14 protein-coding genes, 2 tRNA genes and 2 rRNA genes are annotated in these 21501 nt (G+C 32.6%); 3 read left to right on the top strand and 15 right to left on the bottom strand.

All coding sequences use genetic code 11. From position 1 onward, the window contains the following. Positions 1-2068: 2068 nt before the first annotated feature. From FZC35_RS00180 to FZC35_RS00165, 4 genes are all read right to left on the bottom strand, one after another. A 23S ribosomal RNA gene (locus FZC35_RS00180) occupies positions 2069-4865 on the bottom strand. A 94-nt stretch (positions 4866-4959) separates the two neighbouring features. After that, positions 4960-5032: transfer RNA gene (locus FZC35_RS00175), tRNA-Ala, on the bottom strand. 5 nt (positions 5033-5037) lie between these two features. Further along, positions 5038-5111 (bottom strand) — tRNA-Ile (locus FZC35_RS00170). Between the two features lie 57 nt (positions 5112-5168). After that, positions 5169-6685, bottom strand: a 16S ribosomal RNA gene (locus tag FZC35_RS00165). Together the 16S and 23S rRNA genes with 2 tRNA genes alongside form the textbook arrangement of a ribosomal RNA operon. Positions 6686-7282: 597 nt before the next feature. Here FZC35_RS00165 and rpsU point away from each other — a divergent pair. Both rpsU and FZC35_RS00155 read left to right on the top strand, forming a co-directional pair. After that, positions 7283-7477 (top strand): 30S ribosomal protein S21, encoded by a 195-nt coding sequence (gene rpsU / locus FZC35_RS00160; protein ID WP_172618969.1) that lies wholly within the window; start codon positions 7283-7285, stop codon positions 7475-7477. 230 nt (positions 7478-7707) lie between these two features. Then, positions 7708-8007: an HU family DNA-binding protein gene (locus FZC35_RS00155; protein ID WP_148980655.1), complete on the top strand. Its 300-nt coding sequence runs from the start codon at positions 7708-7710 to the stop codon at positions 8005-8007. Positions 8008-8647: 640 nt separating this feature from the next. On the opposite strand, the gene dcd is transcribed toward FZC35_RS00155, so the two are convergent. From dcd to FZC35_RS00130, 5 genes are all read right to left on the bottom strand, one after another. Beyond that, positions 8648-9262, bottom strand: a complete 615-nt coding sequence (dcd, locus tag FZC35_RS00150) for a dCTP deaminase (RefSeq protein WP_148980654.1) — start codon at positions 9260-9262, stop codon at positions 8648-8650. 147 nt (positions 9263-9409) lie between these two features. After that, positions 9410-10849 carry a methionine--tRNA ligase gene (metG, locus tag FZC35_RS00145; RefSeq protein ID WP_172618968.1) on the bottom strand — a complete coding sequence of 480 codons (1440 nt, stop codon included), beginning with the start codon at positions 10847-10849 and terminating at the stop codon, positions 9410-9412. Between the two features lie 17 nt (positions 10850-10866). Beyond that, complete coding sequence (locus FZC35_RS00140) at positions 10867-11517, bottom strand: hypothetical protein (protein WP_148980652.1); 651 nt, start codon at positions 11515-11517, stop codon at positions 10867-10869. Beyond that, a complete protein-coding gene (gene tmk / locus FZC35_RS00135; protein WP_148980651.1) occupies positions 11514-12092 on the bottom strand; it encodes a dTMP kinase in 579 nt (192 codons plus the stop codon). Before tmk ends, FZC35_RS00140 begins: the two co-directional genes overlap by 4 nt. 281 nt (positions 12093-12373) lie before the next feature. After that, complete coding sequence (locus tag FZC35_RS00130; protein WP_148980650.1) at positions 12374-12952, bottom strand: septal ring lytic transglycosylase RlpA family protein; 579 nt, start codon at positions 12950-12952, stop codon at positions 12374-12376. A gap of 37 nt (positions 12953-12989) precedes the next feature. On the opposite strand from FZC35_RS00130, the gene FZC35_RS00125 reads away from it, so the two are divergent. After that, the gene (locus FZC35_RS00125) at positions 12990-13820 is read left to right on the top strand and encodes an RluA family pseudouridine synthase (RefSeq protein ID WP_148980649.1); all 831 of its coding nucleotides are present in this window, start codon (positions 12990-12992) and stop codon (positions 13818-13820) included. Between the two features lie 386 nt (positions 13821-14206). Here FZC35_RS00125 and truA read toward each other — a convergent pair whose 3' ends face one another. The 6 genes from truA to FZC35_RS00095 all read right to left on the bottom strand — a co-directional run bounded on the left by truA (position 14207) and on the right by FZC35_RS00095 (position 21467). Continuing rightward, entirely contained in the window at positions 14207-14941 is a 735-nt protein-coding gene (gene truA, locus FZC35_RS00120) for a tRNA pseudouridine(38-40) synthase TruA (protein ID WP_148980648.1), read from the bottom strand. Between the two features lie 166 nt (positions 14942-15107). Continuing rightward, a complete protein-coding gene (gene radC / locus FZC35_RS00115) occupies positions 15108-15779 on the bottom strand; it encodes a RadC family protein (RefSeq protein ID WP_148980647.1) in 672 nt (223 codons plus the stop codon). 3 nt (positions 15780-15782) lie between these two features. Next, positions 15783-16550, bottom strand: a complete 768-nt coding sequence (gene map, locus FZC35_RS00110) for a type I methionyl aminopeptidase (protein WP_148980646.1) — start codon at positions 16548-16550, stop codon at positions 15783-15785. A 324-nt stretch (positions 16551-16874) separates the two neighbouring features. Beyond that, entirely contained in the window at positions 16875-18197 is a 1323-nt protein-coding gene (locus FZC35_RS00105) for a leucyl aminopeptidase family protein (protein ID WP_148980645.1), read from the bottom strand. 20 nt (positions 18198-18217) lie between these two features. Continuing rightward, positions 18218-19699, bottom strand: coding sequence for a TolC family protein (locus tag FZC35_RS00100; protein WP_148980644.1), 1482 nt, complete (start codon positions 19697-19699; stop codon positions 18218-18220). A gap of 28 nt (positions 19700-19727) precedes the next feature. After that, the gene (locus tag FZC35_RS00095) at positions 19728-21467 is read right to left on the bottom strand and encodes a hypothetical protein (RefSeq protein ID WP_148980643.1); all 1740 of its coding nucleotides are present in this window, start codon (positions 21465-21467) and stop codon (positions 19728-19730) included. Positions 21468-21501 lie beyond the last annotated feature (34 nt).

Below are 21501 nucleotides of genomic sequence, written 5' to 3'. Positions count from 1 at the left end.
AACAAGTCAAATAAGTCAAATTGAAGAACTTTCGCTTTAATTAACTATTTTAGCTATATAAAAAAACATACAACACAAAGCCAGAAAACAAAAAAAAATTAAAGCTATCTTTTTTTACTATGTGATATCAAGTATATAGAACAAAATCATAGAAAATAAAAAAGATAAAAATCCACATTAATCAAAAAAGGAAATTCCTGCGAACTGTTAAAAGGCAAATATTTCAATTAACACTGGATAAACAATTTCTTTTGAAGCAAATTAAGGCAAAACTGATGCATGTGTAATAAATATTTCACAACCTATATATGGCACAAGAAATTGTCTTTGAGATGGCTCAATGGCAAAACTGATAAAACGCTACAAATTATATAAATCTAATAAATATTTCAATTCGCATTGCTAACTTCTCTTGAAGCGCTTAATAGAAATAAATGCATTTACAGTAAAAAAGCAAATAAATTCACAAACATAACAAGTAAGTGCGTCTCGATCCAAACTTCACTCATATTGGAAGCAATATATTTCAACAACAAAAATATATAAAGTTTTGCAAATTTATTTCAGTGCTCTATAAATGCGCATTAAATAATCAAGGATTTCAAAATCATCAGAATAAATCATCTGCACAATAGCAGGAAAAACAAGTTTAGCTCAATGAAAACTTGCAGCAGTTCATTTCATCACATCTACAGAGCTAAGTAGCGTTGTTTCTATTGCTATTAACTGCAACAAACACTCTCATTTTAAGGTAAGCTAACTCTACTTGAACCAAAAGAAAAGCTTCATAGGAAGTTTTGAGTTTTCAGTGAAAATGTTTCTCACGTTTTTACGATTCGCTCCAGTTTTCTCGCTTCTAACAACTCTTTAATGCTTATGACTTCATAGGATTAAAGAATTTTTCGTTATCGAAACTGAAAAAAAATTCACAAAGAAAAATCTTAATAGGTTAATTCTAAACACTTGCACTTTTATAATACAGTCTTAGTCTTAATTAAATTTTTGTAGAAAAAAACTAATAAGCAGCTATATGATCAAAAAAGAATTTTGATTCTATCCATTGAAATTTATACTTAAGTGATCTAGTTAATGGGAATTTAAGGATTAAATATTTAAGCAATCTAGTTAAGGCAGATTTCAAACATCAGAACAAACTAATTGTTTTGAGTTTTAAATTACACAAGATGTTCAGACTATAGCTGTGCGCGATAATGATTCTTTTCGCCTTTCTAATATCAGCGCCATAAAAGCTGTGCTATCAATATGTTCAGAAAAAACTTTTCATTGTAAACTCACCCTTAAGCAATCTAACAATATGCATTAAGGCATGAAGTTTATTGACTGATATGAAGATGGCCTGCCTTTCATTTTTAAGCAACTATTAATTAAAAAAGAATAGTTTTTTAAATTAAGCTTTAAATTAAAATTATAATAAAATATCAAATTATCTTAAAATTAAAATTAAAAGAATGCGCAAAAAATAACCAATTTTATCAATCTAAATAATTGCTCTCAACTATTCTTATCGATCTAATTTAAGTAGCTTTAATATAATTGTTATAAGAAATCTAAAATATGAGAACAGTTTATTTAAAAGCAATTTAATAGACTTGGCTGACTTTGAAGAACTTTTGTAAATATAAAATATTTTGCACTTCAACTCTTACTTATTTAAATCAATCAATACAAATGCAATGAATTTAGCACAATAAAGTTGCAATTTTATCTTAACACTCAAAGACAAGATTTAGATAAGTCAATGTAGTAAATTTACAACACTGCATATACAATGAAATATCAAATTATTAAAAAATTAGAAAAATAAATTGTATCAACAAATTTAATATTCTTAGGAAATAACTCTAATAAAATATATCAAATTATCAAACATACCTATATTAACATTTGAACATAACGATACAATCGCATATTCAACAAAATATATAAAATAATAAGAAGTATAATATTAAAAATTTAAACAGTATAAACAAAAAGTCAAAAAATTTAAATAGTATAAGAAATATAAACAAAAATTTATGATTAGTAATAACATAACAAACATTGCGTAAGAATCAAACCAATGGAGTATTAGTACTGGTCAGCTTCATCAGTTACCTGACTTCCACACCCAGCCTATCAACGTGGTTATCTTCCACGACTCTCATAGGGAAAACTAATCTTGAGGTCGGCTTCCCGCTTAGATGCTTTCAGCGGTTATCCGTGCCATACTGTAGCTACCCAGCATTGCCGTTGGCACGACAACTGGTACACCAGTGATATGTCCACTCCGGTCCTCTCGTACTAGGAGCAGCTCCTCTCAATTTTCCACACGCCCATGGCAGATAGGGACCGAACTGTCTCACGACGTTCTGAACCCAGCTCGCGTACCACTTTAATTGGCGAACAGCCAAACCCTTGGGACCTGCTTCAGCCCCAGGATGTGATGAGCCGACATCGAGGTGCCAAACCTCCCCGTCGCTGTGAACGCTTGGGAGAGATTAGCCTGTTATCCCCGGCGTACCTTTTATCCGTTGATCGATGGCCCTTCCACACAGAACCACCGGGTCACTATGACCGACTTTCGTCTCTGCTCGACATGTACGTCTCGCAGTCAAGCAAGTTTATGCCATTGCACTCAACAGTTGCTTTCCAAACAACTTGAACTTACCTTTGTACGCCTCCGTTACTCTTTAGGAGGCGACCGCCCCAGTCAAACTACCCACCATACACTTTCCCTTACCTGGATCGCAGAAAAGGTTAGGAAAAACAAACATCAAGGACGGTATTTCAAGGATGTCTCCACGCAAGCTAGCGCCCACGCTTCAAAGACTACCGCCTATCCTACACATAATGTTCATCTTGCCAATGTAAAGCTGTAGTAAAGGTGCACGGGGTCTATCCGTCTAACCATGGGTACTCCGCATTTTCACGGAGCATTCAACTTCACTGAGTTGGTGTTGGAGACAGCGGAGCAGTCGTTACGCCATTCATGCAGGTCAGAATTTACCTGACAAGGAATTTCGCTACCTTAGGACCGTCATGGTTACGGCCGCCGTTTACTGGGGCTTCTATTCATTGCGTGAACAAATCCTATTAACCTTCCAGCACCGGGCAGGCGTCAGACCCTATACATCAATTTTGATTTTTGCAGAGTCCTGTGTTTTAGATAAACAGTCGCCACTCCCTCTTATGTGCCATCTCAATCTGGTTTCCCAAATTGAGACATCTCTTATTCCGAAGTTACGAGATCAATTTGCCGAGTTCCTTCAACACCATTCTCTCAAACGCTTTAGTATACTCTACCAGTCCACCTGTTTCGGTTTGGGGTACGGTCTATATGCTAATGCTATTTCCTGGAAGCTAGATAAAGCAAGTTTAATCCAATAAAAACTTACAGTATGTTCACTCCGTCACATTTAGCAGGTTCAGGAATATTATTTTTACCTTGGGTAAACCCAAGCCTGATTCCCATCGACTACGACAAATGTCCTCGCCTTAGGGGCCGACTAACCCTACGCGGACAAACCTTGCGTAGGAAACCTTGGACTTTCAGCGAAAATGTTTCTCACATTTTTTTATGCTACTCATGCCAGCTTTCTCACTTCTGATACCTCCAGTAAGGCTCACGCCTACACCTTCACAGGCTTACAGAACGCTCCGCTACCGCGCCTTAAAAAAAATTTACAAAGAAAATTCTTAATAAATTAATTTTAAAGCACTCACGTCTTCGGTACACAACTTTAGCCCCGTTAAATTTTCGGCGCAAAAAAACTAATAGATCAGTGAGCTATTACGCTTTCTTTAAAGGATGGCTGCTTCTAAGCCAACCTCCTGACTGTTTTGGTTTTTTTACTTCCTTAACCACTTAGTTGTGTTTGGGGACCTTAGACGGTGATCTGGGCTCTTTCCCTCTTGACCTAGGATCTTAGCACCCTAAGTCTGTCTTGCCATAAAATTGACTTTTCGTATTCGTAGTTTGATTAGGTTTGGTAAAGATTTCTCCCCCCTAGCCTATTCAGAGCTCTACCCCAAAAAGATAATTATGACGCTCTACCTAAATAGATTTCGCGGAGAACCAGCTATTTCCGAGTTTGATTAGCCTTTCACCCCTAGCAACAAGTCATCCACACACATTGCAACGTGATATGGTTCGGCCCTCCAATGTGTATCACCACATCTTCAGCCTGCTCATAGCTAGATCACTCGGTTTCGGGTCTTATCCTTTAAACTGCTCGCTCTATTAAAACTCGCTTTCGCTACGCCTACGTCTAACGACTTAAGCTTGCTCAAAAGATAAACTCGCTGGCTCATTATGCAAAAGGTACGCCGTCACAAAAAAATTTGCTCCGACTGCTTGTAAGTATTTGATTTCAGATCTATTTCACTCCCCTTCCGGGGTTCTTTTCACCTTTCCCTCACGGTACTTGTTCACTATCGGTCATTAAGTAGTATTTAGCCTTGGAGGGTGGTCCCCCCATATTCAAGCAAGATAACACGTGTCCCGCTCTACTCAAGAAATTGAATTTTTATATACCCATACAGGACTATCACCTATATCGTTGCTCTTTCCATAGCATTTTGGTTTAAAAACCCAAAGTACTGGGCTGTTTCGTTTTCGCTCGCCGCTACTAACGAAATCTCTATTGATTTCTTTTCCTCTGATTACTTAGATGTTTCAGTTCATCAGGTTTGCTCCACTTATCTATTAATTCAATAAGTGATGTTGCTAATGCAACAGGTTCCCCCATTCGGAAATCTACGGATCAAAAATTATTGACATTTCCCCGTAGCTTATCGCAGTCTATCACGTCCTTCATCGCCTCTTAATGCCAAGGCATCCATCAAATACCCTTTCGCGTTTGATTCTTACTCAATGAATGTTATATAGTTAATTTACTTTTAACAATCATTAAATTGAGAATGTATTAAATATTTCTTATACTTTTAAAACGGACAAAGTGGAGATGGTCGGGATCGAACCGACTACCTCATGCGTGCAAAGCATGCGCTCTCCCAAGTGAGCTACACCCCCGTAAATGGGCCGAGGAGGACTCGAACCTCCGACTTCACGCTTATCAAGCGTGCGCTCTAACCAACTGAGCTACCAGCCCTATTTTTTTTGAAGGATAGCACGCTAGCTATTAAGTATAAATAGGGTAAATCCCTAGAAAGGAGGTGATCCAGCCGCAGGTTCTCCTACGGCTACCTTGTTACGACTTAACCCCAGTCACCAACTCCACCGTATTTGACCGTCTCCCATAGGGTTAACTAATCACTTTCAGGTAGAGCCAATTCCCGTGGCTTGACGGGCGGTGTGTACAAGGCCCGTGAACGTATTCACCGCAGCGTTCTGATCTGCGATTACTAGCGATTCCAACTTCAAGAAGTCGAGTTGCAGACTTCTATCCGAACTGGGACAACTTTTATAGATTTGCTCCAGGTCACCCTATTGCATCTCATTGTAGTTGCCATTGTAGCACATGTGTAGCCCAGCTTATAAAGGCCATGAGGACTTGACGTCATCCTCACCTTCCTCCGACTTAACATCGGCAGTCTCGTTAAAGTTCCTAGAAATAAATCTATTGGCAAATAACGATAAGGGTTGCGCTCGTTGCGGGACTTAACCCAACATCTCACGACACGAGCTGACGACAGCCATGCAGCACCTGTGCAAGCCCGGCCGAACCGAAGGACAAACTTTCATCTGTCCAAAACTTGCATGTCAAAAGCTGGTAAGGTTTTTCGCGGAACATCGAATTAAACCACATGCTCCACCGCTTGTGCGGGCCCCCGTCAATTCCTTTGAGTTTTAGTCTTGCGACCGTACTCCCCAGGCGGAGTGCTTAATGCGTTAGCTATGATACCGAACAACTTGTGCGCCCGATATCTAGCACTCATCGTTTAGGGCGTGGACTACCAGGGTATCTAATCCTGTTTGCTCCCCACGCTTTCGTGCCTCAACGTCAGATTCAGCCCAGAAATTTGCCTTCGCCTTTGGTGTTCCTCTTAGTATCAACGAATTTCACCTCTACACTAAGAATTCCCATTTCCTCTTCTGATCTCTAGTTCTCCAGTATGAAATGCACTTCCTGAGTTAAGCCCAGGGCTTTCACATTCCACTTAAAGAACAGCCTACGCACCCTTTACGCCCAGTCAATCCGAACAACGCTCGCTCCCCTCGTATTACCGCGGCTGCTGGCACGAAGTTTGCCGGAGCTTTTTCTCTCATTACAGTCATTATCTTCATGAGTAAAAGAACTTTACAATTCATAAAAACCTTCATCATTCACGCGGCATCGCTGGATCAGGGTTTCCCCCATTGTCCAATATTCCCCACTGCTGCCTCCCGTAGGAGTCTGGGCCGTATCTCAATCCCAGTGTGGCTGATCATCCTCTAAGACCAACTACCGATCATCGGCTTGGTAGGCTTTTACCCTACCAACTACCTAATCGGGCATGAGCTTCTCTAATGGCGATAAATCTTTGCTCTTTAAAAACCAAATTAAAGAGATTACGTGGTATTACTTTTCGTTTCCAAAAACTATTCCACTCCAAAAGGTAAATTCTCATGTATTACTCACCCGTTTGCCACTAAGTTATGTCCGAAAACATAACTCCGTTCGACTTGCATGTGTTAAGCGCGCCGCCAGCGTTCGTTCTGAGCCAGGATCAAACTCTCAAGTTAAAACAAAGTCCCAAGTAAACACTTGGTCATCCTTAACAGCTAGCTTGCTATCCTTCAAAAAACACTTTTTAAACAGACTTTTTGTCCAACACAAGTATCTTCTCTCATACCGCATAAATTGTCAACACCTTTTTTTAACTTTTTTCATATAGCTCCATATGTTCAGTGTTTTACACACAAATTACGCATTATTTAATTATGCAAAAGCGATTATAAATTGCATATTAATTTATATTATATATTTAAGCGCTTAAAAAACCTCTTTGCTATCTATTAAATCAAGATAAAAATTCAATCATAAATTTTGCTCTTCCAAAAAAGTTTAAAATCACATTCTATACACATATCCTTAAATCAAAAAAAATAAAGAAAAGGGCATTGCTGAAAAATAAAGAGAATTGTGCTGTATATTAATATCTGAATATATTTGATTAATTTATCTGTCATAATTATCTATATCTATATAAATTAAAAAATGCAGAATTATGCAAATTGCATCAAATAGAAATAATTTACAAACTATAAACTTCGCATAAATATTAATCGCGTTTTCATTGTTTAACTAATATGATATTATTGCAGAAATGGAGAAGAATTATGATATCAGTTAATGTTGTTAATAATGAAATTCAGAAAGCATGGAAACTTCTAAAAAGATTCGTTCAAAGAGAAGGAATAGGCGCTGAACAAAAAAGGAGAAGGCATTTTTTAAAGCCTTCTGAGCAAAAAGCAATGCAAAAGAAAGAAAGAGTTCGTAAAATAGCTAAAGCAAGATCTAAATCACCTACCTGACTTAAATCAAAAGCCAATATATTAATTTAGATATATTTTTGCAATTTCAAAAAACAGTAAATCTATAAATTTATTCAAAAAATATGATTTTTTTGTATTTTTAATATTAATATGAAAAAATTAATAAAAAATTTACTATTTCTAGTTACATTTCTTCAAGAGAGTGTCTCTTTTTAAAAATATAACTTTAATGTATCATACCTTAAGTTATATAATTTCTTAGGAGGAATATGAATTATACGCAATTAAAGCAAGCTATAGCAAAAAAATTACATATAAAAATAAACGAAGTAGATGATGTTTTATCTGCTTTTAAGCTTATAATAACTGAATCGATGCTAGATGATGATGCAGTTTCTTGGGGAGGATTCTTCAAATCAGAGCCGAAATGGAGAGAGCCAGCAATAAAAACAAACCCAAGGACTGGAGAAAAACAAGAAGTGGAAGGCAAATATGATGCTAAAATCACATTTACAAAAACTTTCCGAACGCTATTTAATCAAGAAAAAGCTTTACGTAAGTCAAAATAATCAACTCGCAAAAACTTTAAGTTTTCTGCAGATCAAAATAAATTTATATTAATTAATCAATTCTTTTTATATTTAATTAATCAATTTCTTTAATAATTTATCAGAGGTAATTATGAAAAAAATGAACCATATTATTTTGGCTTCATCAGTCAGCACAGTATTTATTGATGATGAAGATAACAAAGCTTACTTATGGAATAATGATGTTAATTAATACAAAAAGAATAAAACTCTATTTATAATTAAATAAAGCTAAGTCATTTCTTATTAAAGAATAAATCTAACAAAGCTTTTTAATGCAACTAAAATAAAGGCTTTGTTTAAAATTAAATAATTTGTAAAGTTGAAATTGAAATGAATATTTGCTCTATTGGAGAAAAATATTAATAAAATGACAACCATATAAGATTGTAAAACGCATAGAAGCATCGAAGTTTATTTTAATCAAAAGAAACAATAAGCTTCACTTCATAACTAAATGCTCTAAGTGTTGCTTTATAATCACAAAAGAGAATTCAAATTTATCACTTTATCATTCAGGGATAATAAAGTTTTACTTTATCATTCAGGGATAATAAAGTTTTACTTTATCATTCAGGGATAATAAAGTTTTACTTTATCATTCAGGGATAATAAAGTTTTACTTTATCATGGGAGGGGTGATTTCAATTTGATTCATGTATTTTCCTGATCTGTCCTTGTATGTAGTCTCGCAAGGAGTCGATCTCATAAAAATGAATTGGCATGCACCTTCATTGGCATAGATTTTTGCTGGTAATGGAGTTGTGTTGGAAAACTCTAATGTAACATGCCCTTCCCAACCTGGCTCCAATGGAGTTACATTTACGATAATTCCACATCTTGCATAAGTAGATTTGCCCAAACAAATCACAAGAACATCGCTAGGAATTTTAAAATACTCAACAGTTCTGCATAACATAAAGCTATTTGGTGGAATAATGCAAAAATCACCCTTCTTAGAAACAAAATTATCAGAACTAAAATTCTTCGGATCTACTATGCTATTATTCACATTTGTAAATATTTTAAACTCATCTCCTAAACGAGAATCATATCCATATGAAGATAATCCGTAAGATATAATCCCTTTTCCAACATTCTTTTCTATAAAAGGAGAAATCATTCCTTTATTTATAGCTAAATCACGAATTTCATGATCTGCAAGAACCCCTCTAGCATTATTCTTTGTCTCTTGTTCAAGAATTTTATTAGTTTTATCAATTTGAATACTCATCTATTTTCCTTATATGAATATTAATATCAAAAGCGCAGTCAGTCAAATTGATTTACGGCTAAATGAAATAAAAATGTGAAAATTATAGAATTTAATTAATTGCCATAATCAATTATGCATATAATTTATCTGAGTTTCGGAGCAAGTTCAACCAATTATTCTGCTAAATAATGGAGATGGTTTATCCAGTTTTCTATAATTAATTGATTTAAACCATGAATCTATATTTATTTCACATCCTAGAATATTCAAAATCTTCTTGCTCATCTCTGGCATAACTGGACTCAATATCAAGGCCATTCTTTTAATGCATTCGATTCCAACAGATAAAATTCTCCTTTTGTTAGCATCATCACACTTCCATGGAGCTGCACCATCTACGTATTGATTTGTTTTTGCAGCAGCTTTTCTAACTTCTTCTAAATATACATGAATTTGTTGCTCTTTCATTGCTGAATAAGAATTTTCCAAGCATTCATCCCAACACTTTAGAAGCTCATAGTCATTTTCATCTATGCTATTGATTTCTAAAGTCTCTTCATATTCTTTCCAAACAAAGCTAAGTATTCTCTGAGTCAAATTTCCAATTACATTAGCTAGTTCAGTGTTTATTCTATTTTTTATTCTTTCGTGATCAAAATCTCCATCTTGACCAAAGCTCATCTCTTTCATAATGCAGTATCGCAACTGATCAATTCCATATTTATTTAAAATTTCAAATGGATCAATCACATTTCCAAGAGATTTAGACATTTTTTCTTTGTTAACAGTCCACCATCCATGAGCATATATTCTTTTAGGAAGGGCGTAATCTGCTGATAAAAGCAGTGCTGGCCAATATATTGCATGAAATTTCAATATATCTTTACCTATAATATGAATCATATCATTGATCCAATAGTCTACATTATTTTCCATTGCAGTAATGTAGTTAGATAAAGCATCGACCCATACATAAATCACTTGCCCTTCTCCGCAACTAACTCCCCATGAAAATCTTGATCTAGTTACTGCTAAATCTGGAATTCCAGCTTCAAGCATTCCTATAGTTTCATTGTATCTTGAACTTGGTTTTATAATATCTTTATTTTTCTTGTAATAATCTAATAAAATATTTTGATATTTAGAGAGTTTAAAAAACATGCATTTTTCTTCCAGCCATTCAACTGGACTGTTAGATATTTTTGCAATTTTTCCATTTGCGCCATCTGATACTTCATCTTCAGAATAAAATTGCTCATCACGAGTAGAATACCAGCCAGAATAAGCGCCTTCGTATACATCCCCTTTTTTACACAATTTATCCCAAAAATTTAAAACATTATCTTTATGCTTCTTAGAGCTTGTTCTCACAAAAGCATCATATTTTATATTCGCTGCATTCATCAATTTGTAAAATTCAATATACATGCTATCTACATAATCTTGCGTTTCACACTTATTTCTCTGAGCAGATTGCTCAACTTTTTGCCCATGCTCATCTGTTCCAATGGAAAAAAATGATTCGCCAAAAAGCAAAGCAAACCTATGTAATATATCAACTGCCACTGAGGTATACAAATGACCCAAATGCGGGGATCCATTCACATAATATATTGGCGCAGTTATAAACTGTTTATCTGATTCAAATGATCTAGAATCAGATTTGACATAATCTGAATACAATTTTGCGATGATATTTCTCCTTTTCTAAACCAACTATAAGTTTCATTCACCTTATCCCATAAATCTTCTGCATAAGCAAGTAAATTAAAATTATTACATAGAATTATTTTTTCCAAATAATCCTTCATGCATGCAAACAAAACATTTGGATCTTCTATTCTGCTTACCTCATCAATGTTGCAAGTTTTGCTCAATAAATCAGAAGAAATATGAATTTTATAACATCTAGACATTATAGTTAAATCCAATATTGAAGAAGAAGTAATAATAATTTTGTTATAACTTGGATGCTCTTCTAAGCTTTTCAACAAAGCAGATTTAACACCATTGCTCCATTTTTGAGCGTCATTCAGCAACACTAATTTCTGCTTGCCATATATTGGAGTAGCATTCAAAAAACCAATTAAATCCCTCACTTCACTTATTGAAGATAAATCAAGCTGTATTTTCTCTGCAATATTAAATTCATCAAATAATTCCTTGCATACTTCATTAATAAAACCCACCTCAGATCCATAAACAAATGCAGGCAATCCAGATGAATCAAGAAAACTTTGCAGTCTATCTTTTAATTTTTTTTTATTGATCAACTTTGAAAAATTCTCTTTCTTAAATCTTTTCTAATCATCTCTTGAACGGGCTTGTACCCCAGATTAGTATTGTATCTTAACCAATTTCTAGAATCAAAACGCTCTTCATAAGACTCTTTAACTCTATCAAAAAACTCAGATCCAGCATTGTCAAACTTATCTCTAGCAATATTTCTATGACTATCTCCATCAAGAAGTACGACCAAATCAGGCTTAGGCACATCGATCAAGTTTGTAATTTCCTGCACAACCTCTTTTGGAATTTGCTTTCCTCCGTGTTGATAAGCCCAAGTAGAATCTATAAATCGATCCATTAAAATCCATTGATCAGCTTTTATAGAAGGAGCCAAAACCTCTCTGGAATGATAAGATCTTATAGCATTAATTAAAAACAACTCTTCTCTTCCTGTTAAATCATAATTCATCAATATATATCTAATATTTTTTCCTATTTGTAAATTTCCAAACTCACTAGTACAAGTATGCTGCACTCCCATTTCAGCTAGAAAGTTAGCGACACCTCTAATGTGAGAACTTTTCCCAACTCCATCAATACCTTCGAATACTATAAACACAACTTAATATATAACACTGGCCTAGAAAAATCAAAATTATTGAATAGTAAGCAAGAAATCAATTAAATTATCAAGTAAGAGATATAAATTATTTAATAAAAGATGAGCTCCATTGATTAAGTGTCAAATTATAAAATTATATAAAGATTGATTAATTTAAATAAAAATTCATATTCATAATATCAAATTTTATAGAAATATTAATGCTTTATATGATTTATGATTTTCTTGTAATGATTTCTACTTTTAATTTTTTACCAATGGTTTCTACTTTTAATTTTTTACCAATGGTTTCTACTTTTAGTATATTTGCATGCTAGATTATATGGTATTTTTCCATTTCTCTTATGTGTTGGCCAATTTTTCCTTAACCTTTCGCTTTCCATAGCAAGGCATTGCACTCTAACATGTGCCACTCCTTGTCTTTCCATCCCTAAAGCTTTTGCCGCCCCTCTTGATAAATCTATAACTCTTCTTGGGCCTTTCTTCACAAATGGACCTCTATCTATTGCAAGAACATAAATAGACTTTCCTGTATCCGTGCGAGAAACTTTCAAAACAGCAGGAAGAGGAATGGTTGGATGAGCAGATGTCATATCCCATTGATTATATACAACTCCAATAGCAGTTTTACGATTATGAAATTTTCCTCCATAATATGACGCTATTCCATACTCATCTAAATTGTAATGACCTTGCCTTTTTACTTTAAAAGAACCTTGGCTATTCTTAACAGTATAATGCGATCCACTTCTACGTTTAACAGAAAATATATCTCTTCCACTACTTCTTCTAGGAGCATCTTCCCATTTTTGCACACATCCATACAGCATAAGACTTAATAAAACAACAAATTGCACAAATATATGTTATTATAATCAATGAAAATAGTAAATTATGAAAATTAAATACAAAGCAGAAAACGGATTATCTATTAGGCAATGGTTTAGGGAACATTATATTAATCTTACCTATAACGAATTGCAAAAATATTTAAGGGTGAAAGACATCACGTTAAATGGTAAAAAAGTAAGCCCACAGCATATATTGTCATCAAACGACATAATACATGTATGGGACAAAATACCAAAAGTAGAAAATGCCTACAGTGATATTTATACAAAAGAATTAAATAGCTCTATAATATTATATGAAGATGAAGATATATTAGCTATAAATAAGCCATACAATATGTGCAGTCAAGGAGATATAGATGACTCTGCATTCTTGCAGGTGAATCAATACGCTCATAAAAAAGGCAAAAAAGCTTATCCAGTCCATAGAATAGACAAATTCACGACAGGAGTATTGATTTTTGCATTAAACAGAAATACAGCCATGTTATTATCTGAGTCCATTAAAAACTGGAAGAAGACATATATATCTCTTCTTCCATGGAGTAATTTAGGAAGCGGATCAATCAATACTGTTGAAGATGGAAAATCTCTAATTACAGGATATTTATCAGTTGGTAAAATTCATATTGATACATATCCATATGAAATTGTAAAATTCTTCCCTAAAACAGGCAAAAAACATCAAATCAGGAGGCATGTTTCTGATATGGGACTACCTATAGTTGGCGATAGAATGTATGGATCTGAAGAACAGACAAGGATGCATTTGCATTGCAGAGAAGTATATTTTGTACTTAATGGAAAAAGATTTACAATACAAGCGCCTCTTCCTGGACATATGGAGCACTTATCTCATCACTTGAAGAGATAGCCTTCTAGCATAATTATGCATAAAAACATCATGTTAAGCTTGTATAAAATAGAATTTAACTATTATCAGGCAATACAATTTTAATAAAACAATGGAATTAAGATTTTTCTATGAGAAAATATACAATTAAAGAATAAGCTCTCGAGATATGCAATTAAAAATCTCTCTTTTCATTTCATTCTAAATCTTAAAAGCAAATTTACTTGCAGCATTAAAATCACGATCTAGTGTATAATTTAATTTCTTATACGCTATCTACAAATCTCATTATTATTCAATTTATTGCGCTGAATTTATTATTTAGACTCTGCAATCAATTTATTTTATTATTATTTATAATTTGCCATGAATATTTACCATTAATTTATGAGTCAAAATCAAAACTATTAATCAAAATCAATCTTCTCAAGAAACAAACCTCCTGGAGGAGCTGTTTGCCCAGCTTTTTTTCTATCTTTGCTCTGCATAATACTTTTTATATTAATTTGCCTACCCATCCCAATATCAACCAAAGTTCCGATCATTGCCCTGATTTGATTATGCAAAAATGACTTCCCAACAAAATATACACTCAAGATATTTCCTCTAATAATGAAATTAATCTCATCTATGCTTCTGATTGATGTTGCAGCTTGACAATGACTACTTCTAAAACTTGCAAAATCATGAACGCCTAATAAAAACTTAGACTCCTCTTCCATTTTTTTGATATCCAAATTTCTGCTAATTCTCCAATTTTTCAAATTAATTACATTTGGATAATCTTGCATACAAATATCATATCTGTATGTTTTTATTTTTGCAGAAAATCTAGCATGAAAATCTTGAGAAACTAATTCAACTTCTTTAATTGCAACTTTTTTTCCTGTCAAATAAAAATTCATACCTTGTTTAAGAGAAAATAGCGGATAACTTTTAAAAAAATCTGCATGAGCAACCTGACCTAAAGCATGAACTCCTCTATCAGTTCTTCCGGATCCATAAAATAAAATCTTACTTTTAGATAATTCAAATGCAGCATCAGACAATAAAGATTGTATAGATATTTTTCCAGGCTGAACTTGCCAACCTGCATTTGCAGCTGCTCCGTCATATTCAATGGTAAATTTATATCTAAACATTAATCCCTTTCTAGTAAAATAAAATTTTCTTTATTAATTTAATCGTTAATTAATCTAATTGTTAATTTAATTATTAAATTATTTTCCAAAATACCATAAAAACATCATTAAATTGCTTCTAAAATATTATAAACATCAAACAAGCATAATTTATTCTCATCAATTCTTATATTATATTGTTCTCTTTCATAGAAAAACAACCTCCCTTGCTAATAATCAAATGATCATGAAGGGATATTTCCATCATATTTGCAATATCTCTCAATTGATATGTAACAGTTATGTCTGCATTTGATGGAGATGGATTTCCACTTGGGTGATTATGCACCAATATTATAGCTGACGCCCCTAATTCTAACGATCTTTGTATAACTTCTCTAGGATAAATTGGAGCATGATCGATAGTCCCTTTTTGCTGAACTTCATCTAAAATCAAAACATTCTTCTTATTAAGAAACAAAACTCTAAACTGCTCTTTATCAAGATATGCCATTCTAGATTTACAATAATCCATCACTTTATCTCCAGTATTTAAAATGGGGTTATCACATAAATCTTCTCGTAATAATCTGCATAATGACTCATGTACAATCTTAAACATAGTTGTAGATGTTTGACCCATTCCTTTTATTTGCCTCAACTTATCTACGCTAGCACTAATAACAGCGCTAAAACTTTTAAAGCTGGCCATCAGATCCTTAGCCAATGGCTTTACATCTTTTCTAGGCTGGGCCATTTGAAGCAACAGCTCGATTAACTCATAATCAGAGAATTTAGAATGATCAGATTCTAAAAATCTTTCTCTTAATCTTTTTCTATGTCCAAGTTTGTGATCCATATTTTACGTTAATATATGTATTTTCTCGTCATGCCCAATACTTATAGTATGTTCAAACTGAGCAGCAAATCCATTGTCCTTTGTAACCATTGTCCATCCATCTTTCATTTCTCTAACATTAGAGCTTCCACATGAAATAATAGGCTCAATAGTAAAAAACATCCCTTTTTCAATTGTAGAAGTTTCTTCGTAAGTCTCAAAATGTAAAACTAGAGGATCTTCATGCATATTCTGTCCAATTCCATGACCGCAAAATTTAGGTATTAAGCAAAATCCTTTTTGTTTTTTAACATATTGCTCAATTGATCTTCCTATATCATTAAAGCATCCACCAATTTTTACAGATTCAATACCTACGTTCATAGCTTCTTCGGCAATTCTAAGTAAATTTTGATGTTGCTCAGATATTTTCCCAACTGCAAATGTTTTGCTTGTGTCTCCATGCCATCCATCGATTTCAACAACTACATCTAGATTAATAATATCCCCATCTTTCAATTCGATATCATTTGGAATTCCATGACATGCCACATCATTAATAGAAGTGCATAACGATGCTGGAAATCCGCTATACCCTTTACATGTTGGCTTTCCGCCATTTTTTAAAATAAATTCTTCACACATCTTATCTATATACTTTGTAGTAATTCCAGCTTTCACAAATTGTTTTAAATAATCTATGGTTTTTGAAGCTAATTTACATGCCTTAGACATTTTTTCAAAACTACTCTCATCATATATTTTTACGCCAAACTTATTTTTTCTAACCATTAATAAAATGTTAGCAAATACATAACAATAAGCATAGATATTTAAGCAAATTTATAAATATAAGATAGATATTTAAGCAAATTTATAAATATAAGATTGTAATATAAGATTATAATGTAAAAATTCTAACATACAGATCTGCCTATTATGCATTAATTCAACTTTTTCTTTATTTGCAAATTACAATATAAAAATTTCAAAAATTAGATTTGATTTCAAAAATTAGATTAAATTAAATTTTTTTGCATTGATTCAATTCCTTCCTTAGAATCGAAAATTTGATAATTGAACAATCAAATTACAGAAAGTTATACATTGTTGGATTCAATTATTTGTTAAGTAATTATAAATTAATCTAACTCCAAATCCAGTAGATTTATTTATATTAATAGCCGAATTAAATGAAGTTCTTGCAACTCCAGCAATGTCTAAATGAGCCCATGCAACATCAGAATTAACAAATCTCTGAAGAAATTGCGCAGCAGTAATACTTCCTGCCCCGCCCCCAGGTTTTTGTATATTACACATATCAGCTATATCACTATTCATCAATTCATCATACTTCTCATGCAAAGGCAATCTACAAACAGGCTCACAAACCATTTCCCCTGATTCAGTTATTTTATTAGCTAGCTCATTATTATTGGAAAATAATCCAGCATATAATTCTCCTAATGCAACTGTCACAGCTCCAGTTAATGTTGCAAAATCAATAATTTCCTTAGCATTATATTTATTTTGAGCAATGTGCAAAGCATCTGCTAAAATCAATCTTCCCTCAGCATCAGTATTTAGAACTTCTATTGTTTTTCCAGACATTGAAGTAATTACATCACCTGGTTTAAGCGCATTTCCAGATGGCATATTTTCAACACATGGCATAATTCCAATAATTCTTTTTTTAATTTTATTTTTTACAGCAGCCTGCATAATTCCTAGAACAGTAGCAGCTCCACCCATATCACATTTCATGTCTTCCATGCTTCTTGGCGGCTTTAAAGACAATCCACCTGAATCGAATGTGACTCCTTTTCCAACCAATATTATCGGATCTTCAGAGCTATCTCCATTCCATTCGCAAGTTAGCAAAAGAGGATCTTCAGAGCTTCCTTTTCCAACTTCCCAAATTCCACCATGATTTATTTTCTCTACCTCGACTTTTAACCCATCTATATTTTTTGCATACTCAGCTAATTTGCTAGGAGTAAGCAAGTTTCCTGGCATTTCAACCAACTTTCTAGTCAAGAAAGAAGCTTCAATTAAATTAGAAATTTCCTTTGCTTTGCTTTCTATGTCATTTCCCATATTTTGATTGATTAATAAATTCACAGAGATATTTTTACCACTCTTGTCAGTTTTGTGATTATCGTACTCCCAAGACCCTATTAAAATTCCTTCATAAAATTTTAAAAAATCTTCTTTTTCCATAGAGCAGTCTATACAAATATCTGACAAGCTTTTATTTTCTTTTTTTATATATTTTGCAACCTCTACCCCAATAATCAAATAATCTTTTTTACTTGTAAAATATTCTATAGAAGATTCATTTCTATAAATCAAGTTATCTTCTGATTTTTTGACAGAAAAAAGCAACGCATCGCCTCTTTCTTTTGTGATTTTAAAATTTAAATTTAAAACTGATAACATTTTTTTCCTTTCGAAATTTTTTATTTCTTTTTATTTCTTTTTATTTGTGCTTGTTTAACGCTATTCTCAAAAGATTTGTTTGAATTTTTTCTGTTTCCAATTCTTCTGGCTAATTCACCTTTCATATGCATAAGTGTGAAGTAGCTTTTTGCAGCTTTTTGATATGCTTCAATGGTTTTATTATGCCCATAAGTTACATTTCCTTCAGCATAAATCACATCATCTATAGATAATCTTCTTTTTCCTTGCAATTCTAAATCATTGAAAAATAACTCTCTTTTAACTCTCAATGATTTCTCATGAATCTCCAAAGCTCTTCTATGCATTTTCAATTCTTGCGCGCTATTTTCAAGATCAGCAAACACTTCATGTCCAGCAGTAATGGTTTTTCTAACAGCCTCTAAATATTCTAATCTAGCAGCAACAACTCCTTTTGACCCGCTCACAATTCTAGGAATATTATCTAATCCAATATGCTGACTTAAGCTCAAATCAAAAGAACCTCTCCATTTTTTCAAAGGATTCGATCCAAAAGTGTGATGGTCAGATTTTTTATTAAATGACATTTCAATGCCTAAATTCGGCAAAGTTCCACCTAATACATTTGATGATCCTTTAGCGATTTTATGTTTTCTCATGTAATATTCTTGCTTTAAGTCATGAGAATTTCTTAAAATGGATGACTTATTCTCTTCCCAATTTCCATACTCTGATATAACTCCAATTTGTTGAGGGGGTTCAATTCCGCCTGAAATATCATCTAATTTATTTCTCAAAACTTTTGCTTTATTTTGCGCAATAAATAATTCTGCCTCAGAAGTAGCTAATTCAGATTGCGCAGAATATAAATCAGAAACATTCATAACTCCTGTTTGTATTCTTAAATCTATTTTTCTTACGATAGATTTTCTTGAATTTACAATATTTTGCTTCATTCTTACGATAGATTTTTGCGCTATCCAATCTATTAAGTTAGAAATAACATCTTCTAAACAAAATTTAGACCATTCTTTCCAGTATTCTTCAAGATCAGCTTTCGATTTCATTCCTGAAGCAGCTATATCAGTAATCATAGAATTTTTAAGTTGAATCAAATTAACTTTTACCTCTTTGTTATGCCACTTAGCATCAAAAACTTTTTTAGCATTAGCTCCATTTTCTCTAAAAACATGCTGATGAGAAAGGGAAACATCTACAGATGGAAAGAATGCCATAATATCTGCTATATTTTTAGCATTTTTTGAAACAAATTTAGCCCTTATGCACTTTACATAATTATTGCTAGCAACCACTTTTGATGCCCAATCTTCTATTTGCTTTATATCTCCTGAAGAAATAAATGATAATTCTGATTTATGATAGGCATCTCTTTTTCTTGATTGATTGGAATGCTTCTTAACATTAGCTGTTGTATTTGTATTTTTTGCACCTTTAGCTTGCATAGATTCAAAACTGCAAAAACATAAAACTAAAGATAAAATTGACTTAAAAATTATATTCATATATTTAAATTTCTATCATATTTGTCTCTTAATATCTATCCTTAGCTATCAAAAAATTAATGCATAACCCAACTATCAACAAAACTAAGGTCTCTCCTAAAGTGTCTAAAATACGATAAAATACAACTATATCATTCACTGAAATTGACGAATTATAATGCACAATCTTAGAAGAAATTTTAAAAAAAGAAATGCAGCAAAAAGATATCGTAGCATTGATAGGGACAGATCTTATAAATCTAATCATATTATTATCTTTGTGGTCAAAATTCATAAATGATTTAATAAGCAAATAAGACACAATGACATCAGCCAATATATTGGTAACAACAATATCAACTCCCCCAAATTTCATATATTCATTTGTCGTAAAAATGCTTATCAACCAAAATCCAGATAGCTTCTTAAAAATACCATCTTGAAGAAGAAAAAAGCATCCAAAAATCAGAAACGCATAGAATATTATATCTTCTACATTAAAATGCATTAAAAAATTATCAAAAACATTGCATTCATAAAAATTACCCACAGCTGCAATGAAGATCAAAAGAAAGGATAGGTAAAATATATAATCTTTTTTACTTGGAATTTTAGCCATTTCAATCAAAGACCCAAACAGTTTCACAACATTAAAATTGCTCTCTGACTTAAGTGCAAACTTAGAAAGCAAAAAAGAAAAAAGGATGGATAAAATAAAATAGTTTGTTTTGATAAATCCTGATGGAGCTAAGAACAATAAACATGGCAATAGCAAAACATGCAAATAGCTAAAAAACTCAATCTTTTTACTTCTAATTAAATTAGAAATTTGTATAAATAATTTGACAAATATCAAAATATTGAAAGACTTAATGATAAGCATCAAAATATAATTTATTTTGTTTTGCAAAAACACCTTGCTTCCATAAACTGCGCTAGCCATAAATCCAGGAATCCCACACATAGGAATGGAGCATAAAATCAACAACAGAAAAGAGGAAAAAGAAATGGAATTTACATCTCTAATATTGTAACTTTTATTTTTCCTAAATATTTCATCGCAATAAATAAACATAAAAGACTTATAAATCGCATGAACAATGATTATATTTCTTATGCAATTAATATCGTACAAAGCAAGCAAAATGCATAATGATGCATGAATTTGAGATGTAATGGCAATTAATACTTTCAAATTGTTATTATTAAAATACATAGAAGATTGAATGATAGTTATGCAAGATGAAATACATATAATCCAGAAAAATAGATCACTACTTAAAGCGGATGAGTGTATTTTTACCATCAAGTAAATTCCCATTTGCACTACAGTTGAAGAATGCAAATACGCACTAACAAGCGATGAAGATTTTTTAGTTAGCATTAACCAAGAAAATGGAAATTGAGATGATTTTGTTAAAATAGCTACAGACAAACCAAGCGAAATCTGAATTATATCTGCATTGGAAAAATCAACATTATGCAAATCACTCCACAAACTAACCTTCTTTAACAAAACACATGTTGCCCATGCGAATGCAAGCCCTCCAAATATATTGTTTAACAATATAACTCTAGTTTCTTTTCGATTATTTTCATTGCGTAATAAAAGATAAGAAATCCACGTAATTATTTCCCACAATAAAAATGTGAAAAAGATAGATTCTGATGAGAAAAATAAATAAGAAACAAAGCCAAACAAAACAAATAATGTTGATGAAAACTCTCTATTTTTTGAAAAAATCTTATAAAGCAAAATTTGAACACCAAATAATGGTAGAAATGACATGTAATTATGTGAAATAAAATTGATCAATCTATAC

Origin of the sequence: Candidatus Cytomitobacter indipagum (assembly GCF_008189285.1) — a bacterium.
GTDB classification, from domain to species: Bacteria; Pseudomonadota; Alphaproteobacteria; order CAJXXZ01; family 1604HC; genus Cytomitobacter; species Cytomitobacter indipagum.
This window is presented reverse-complemented; position numbering and strand designations above follow the sequence as displayed.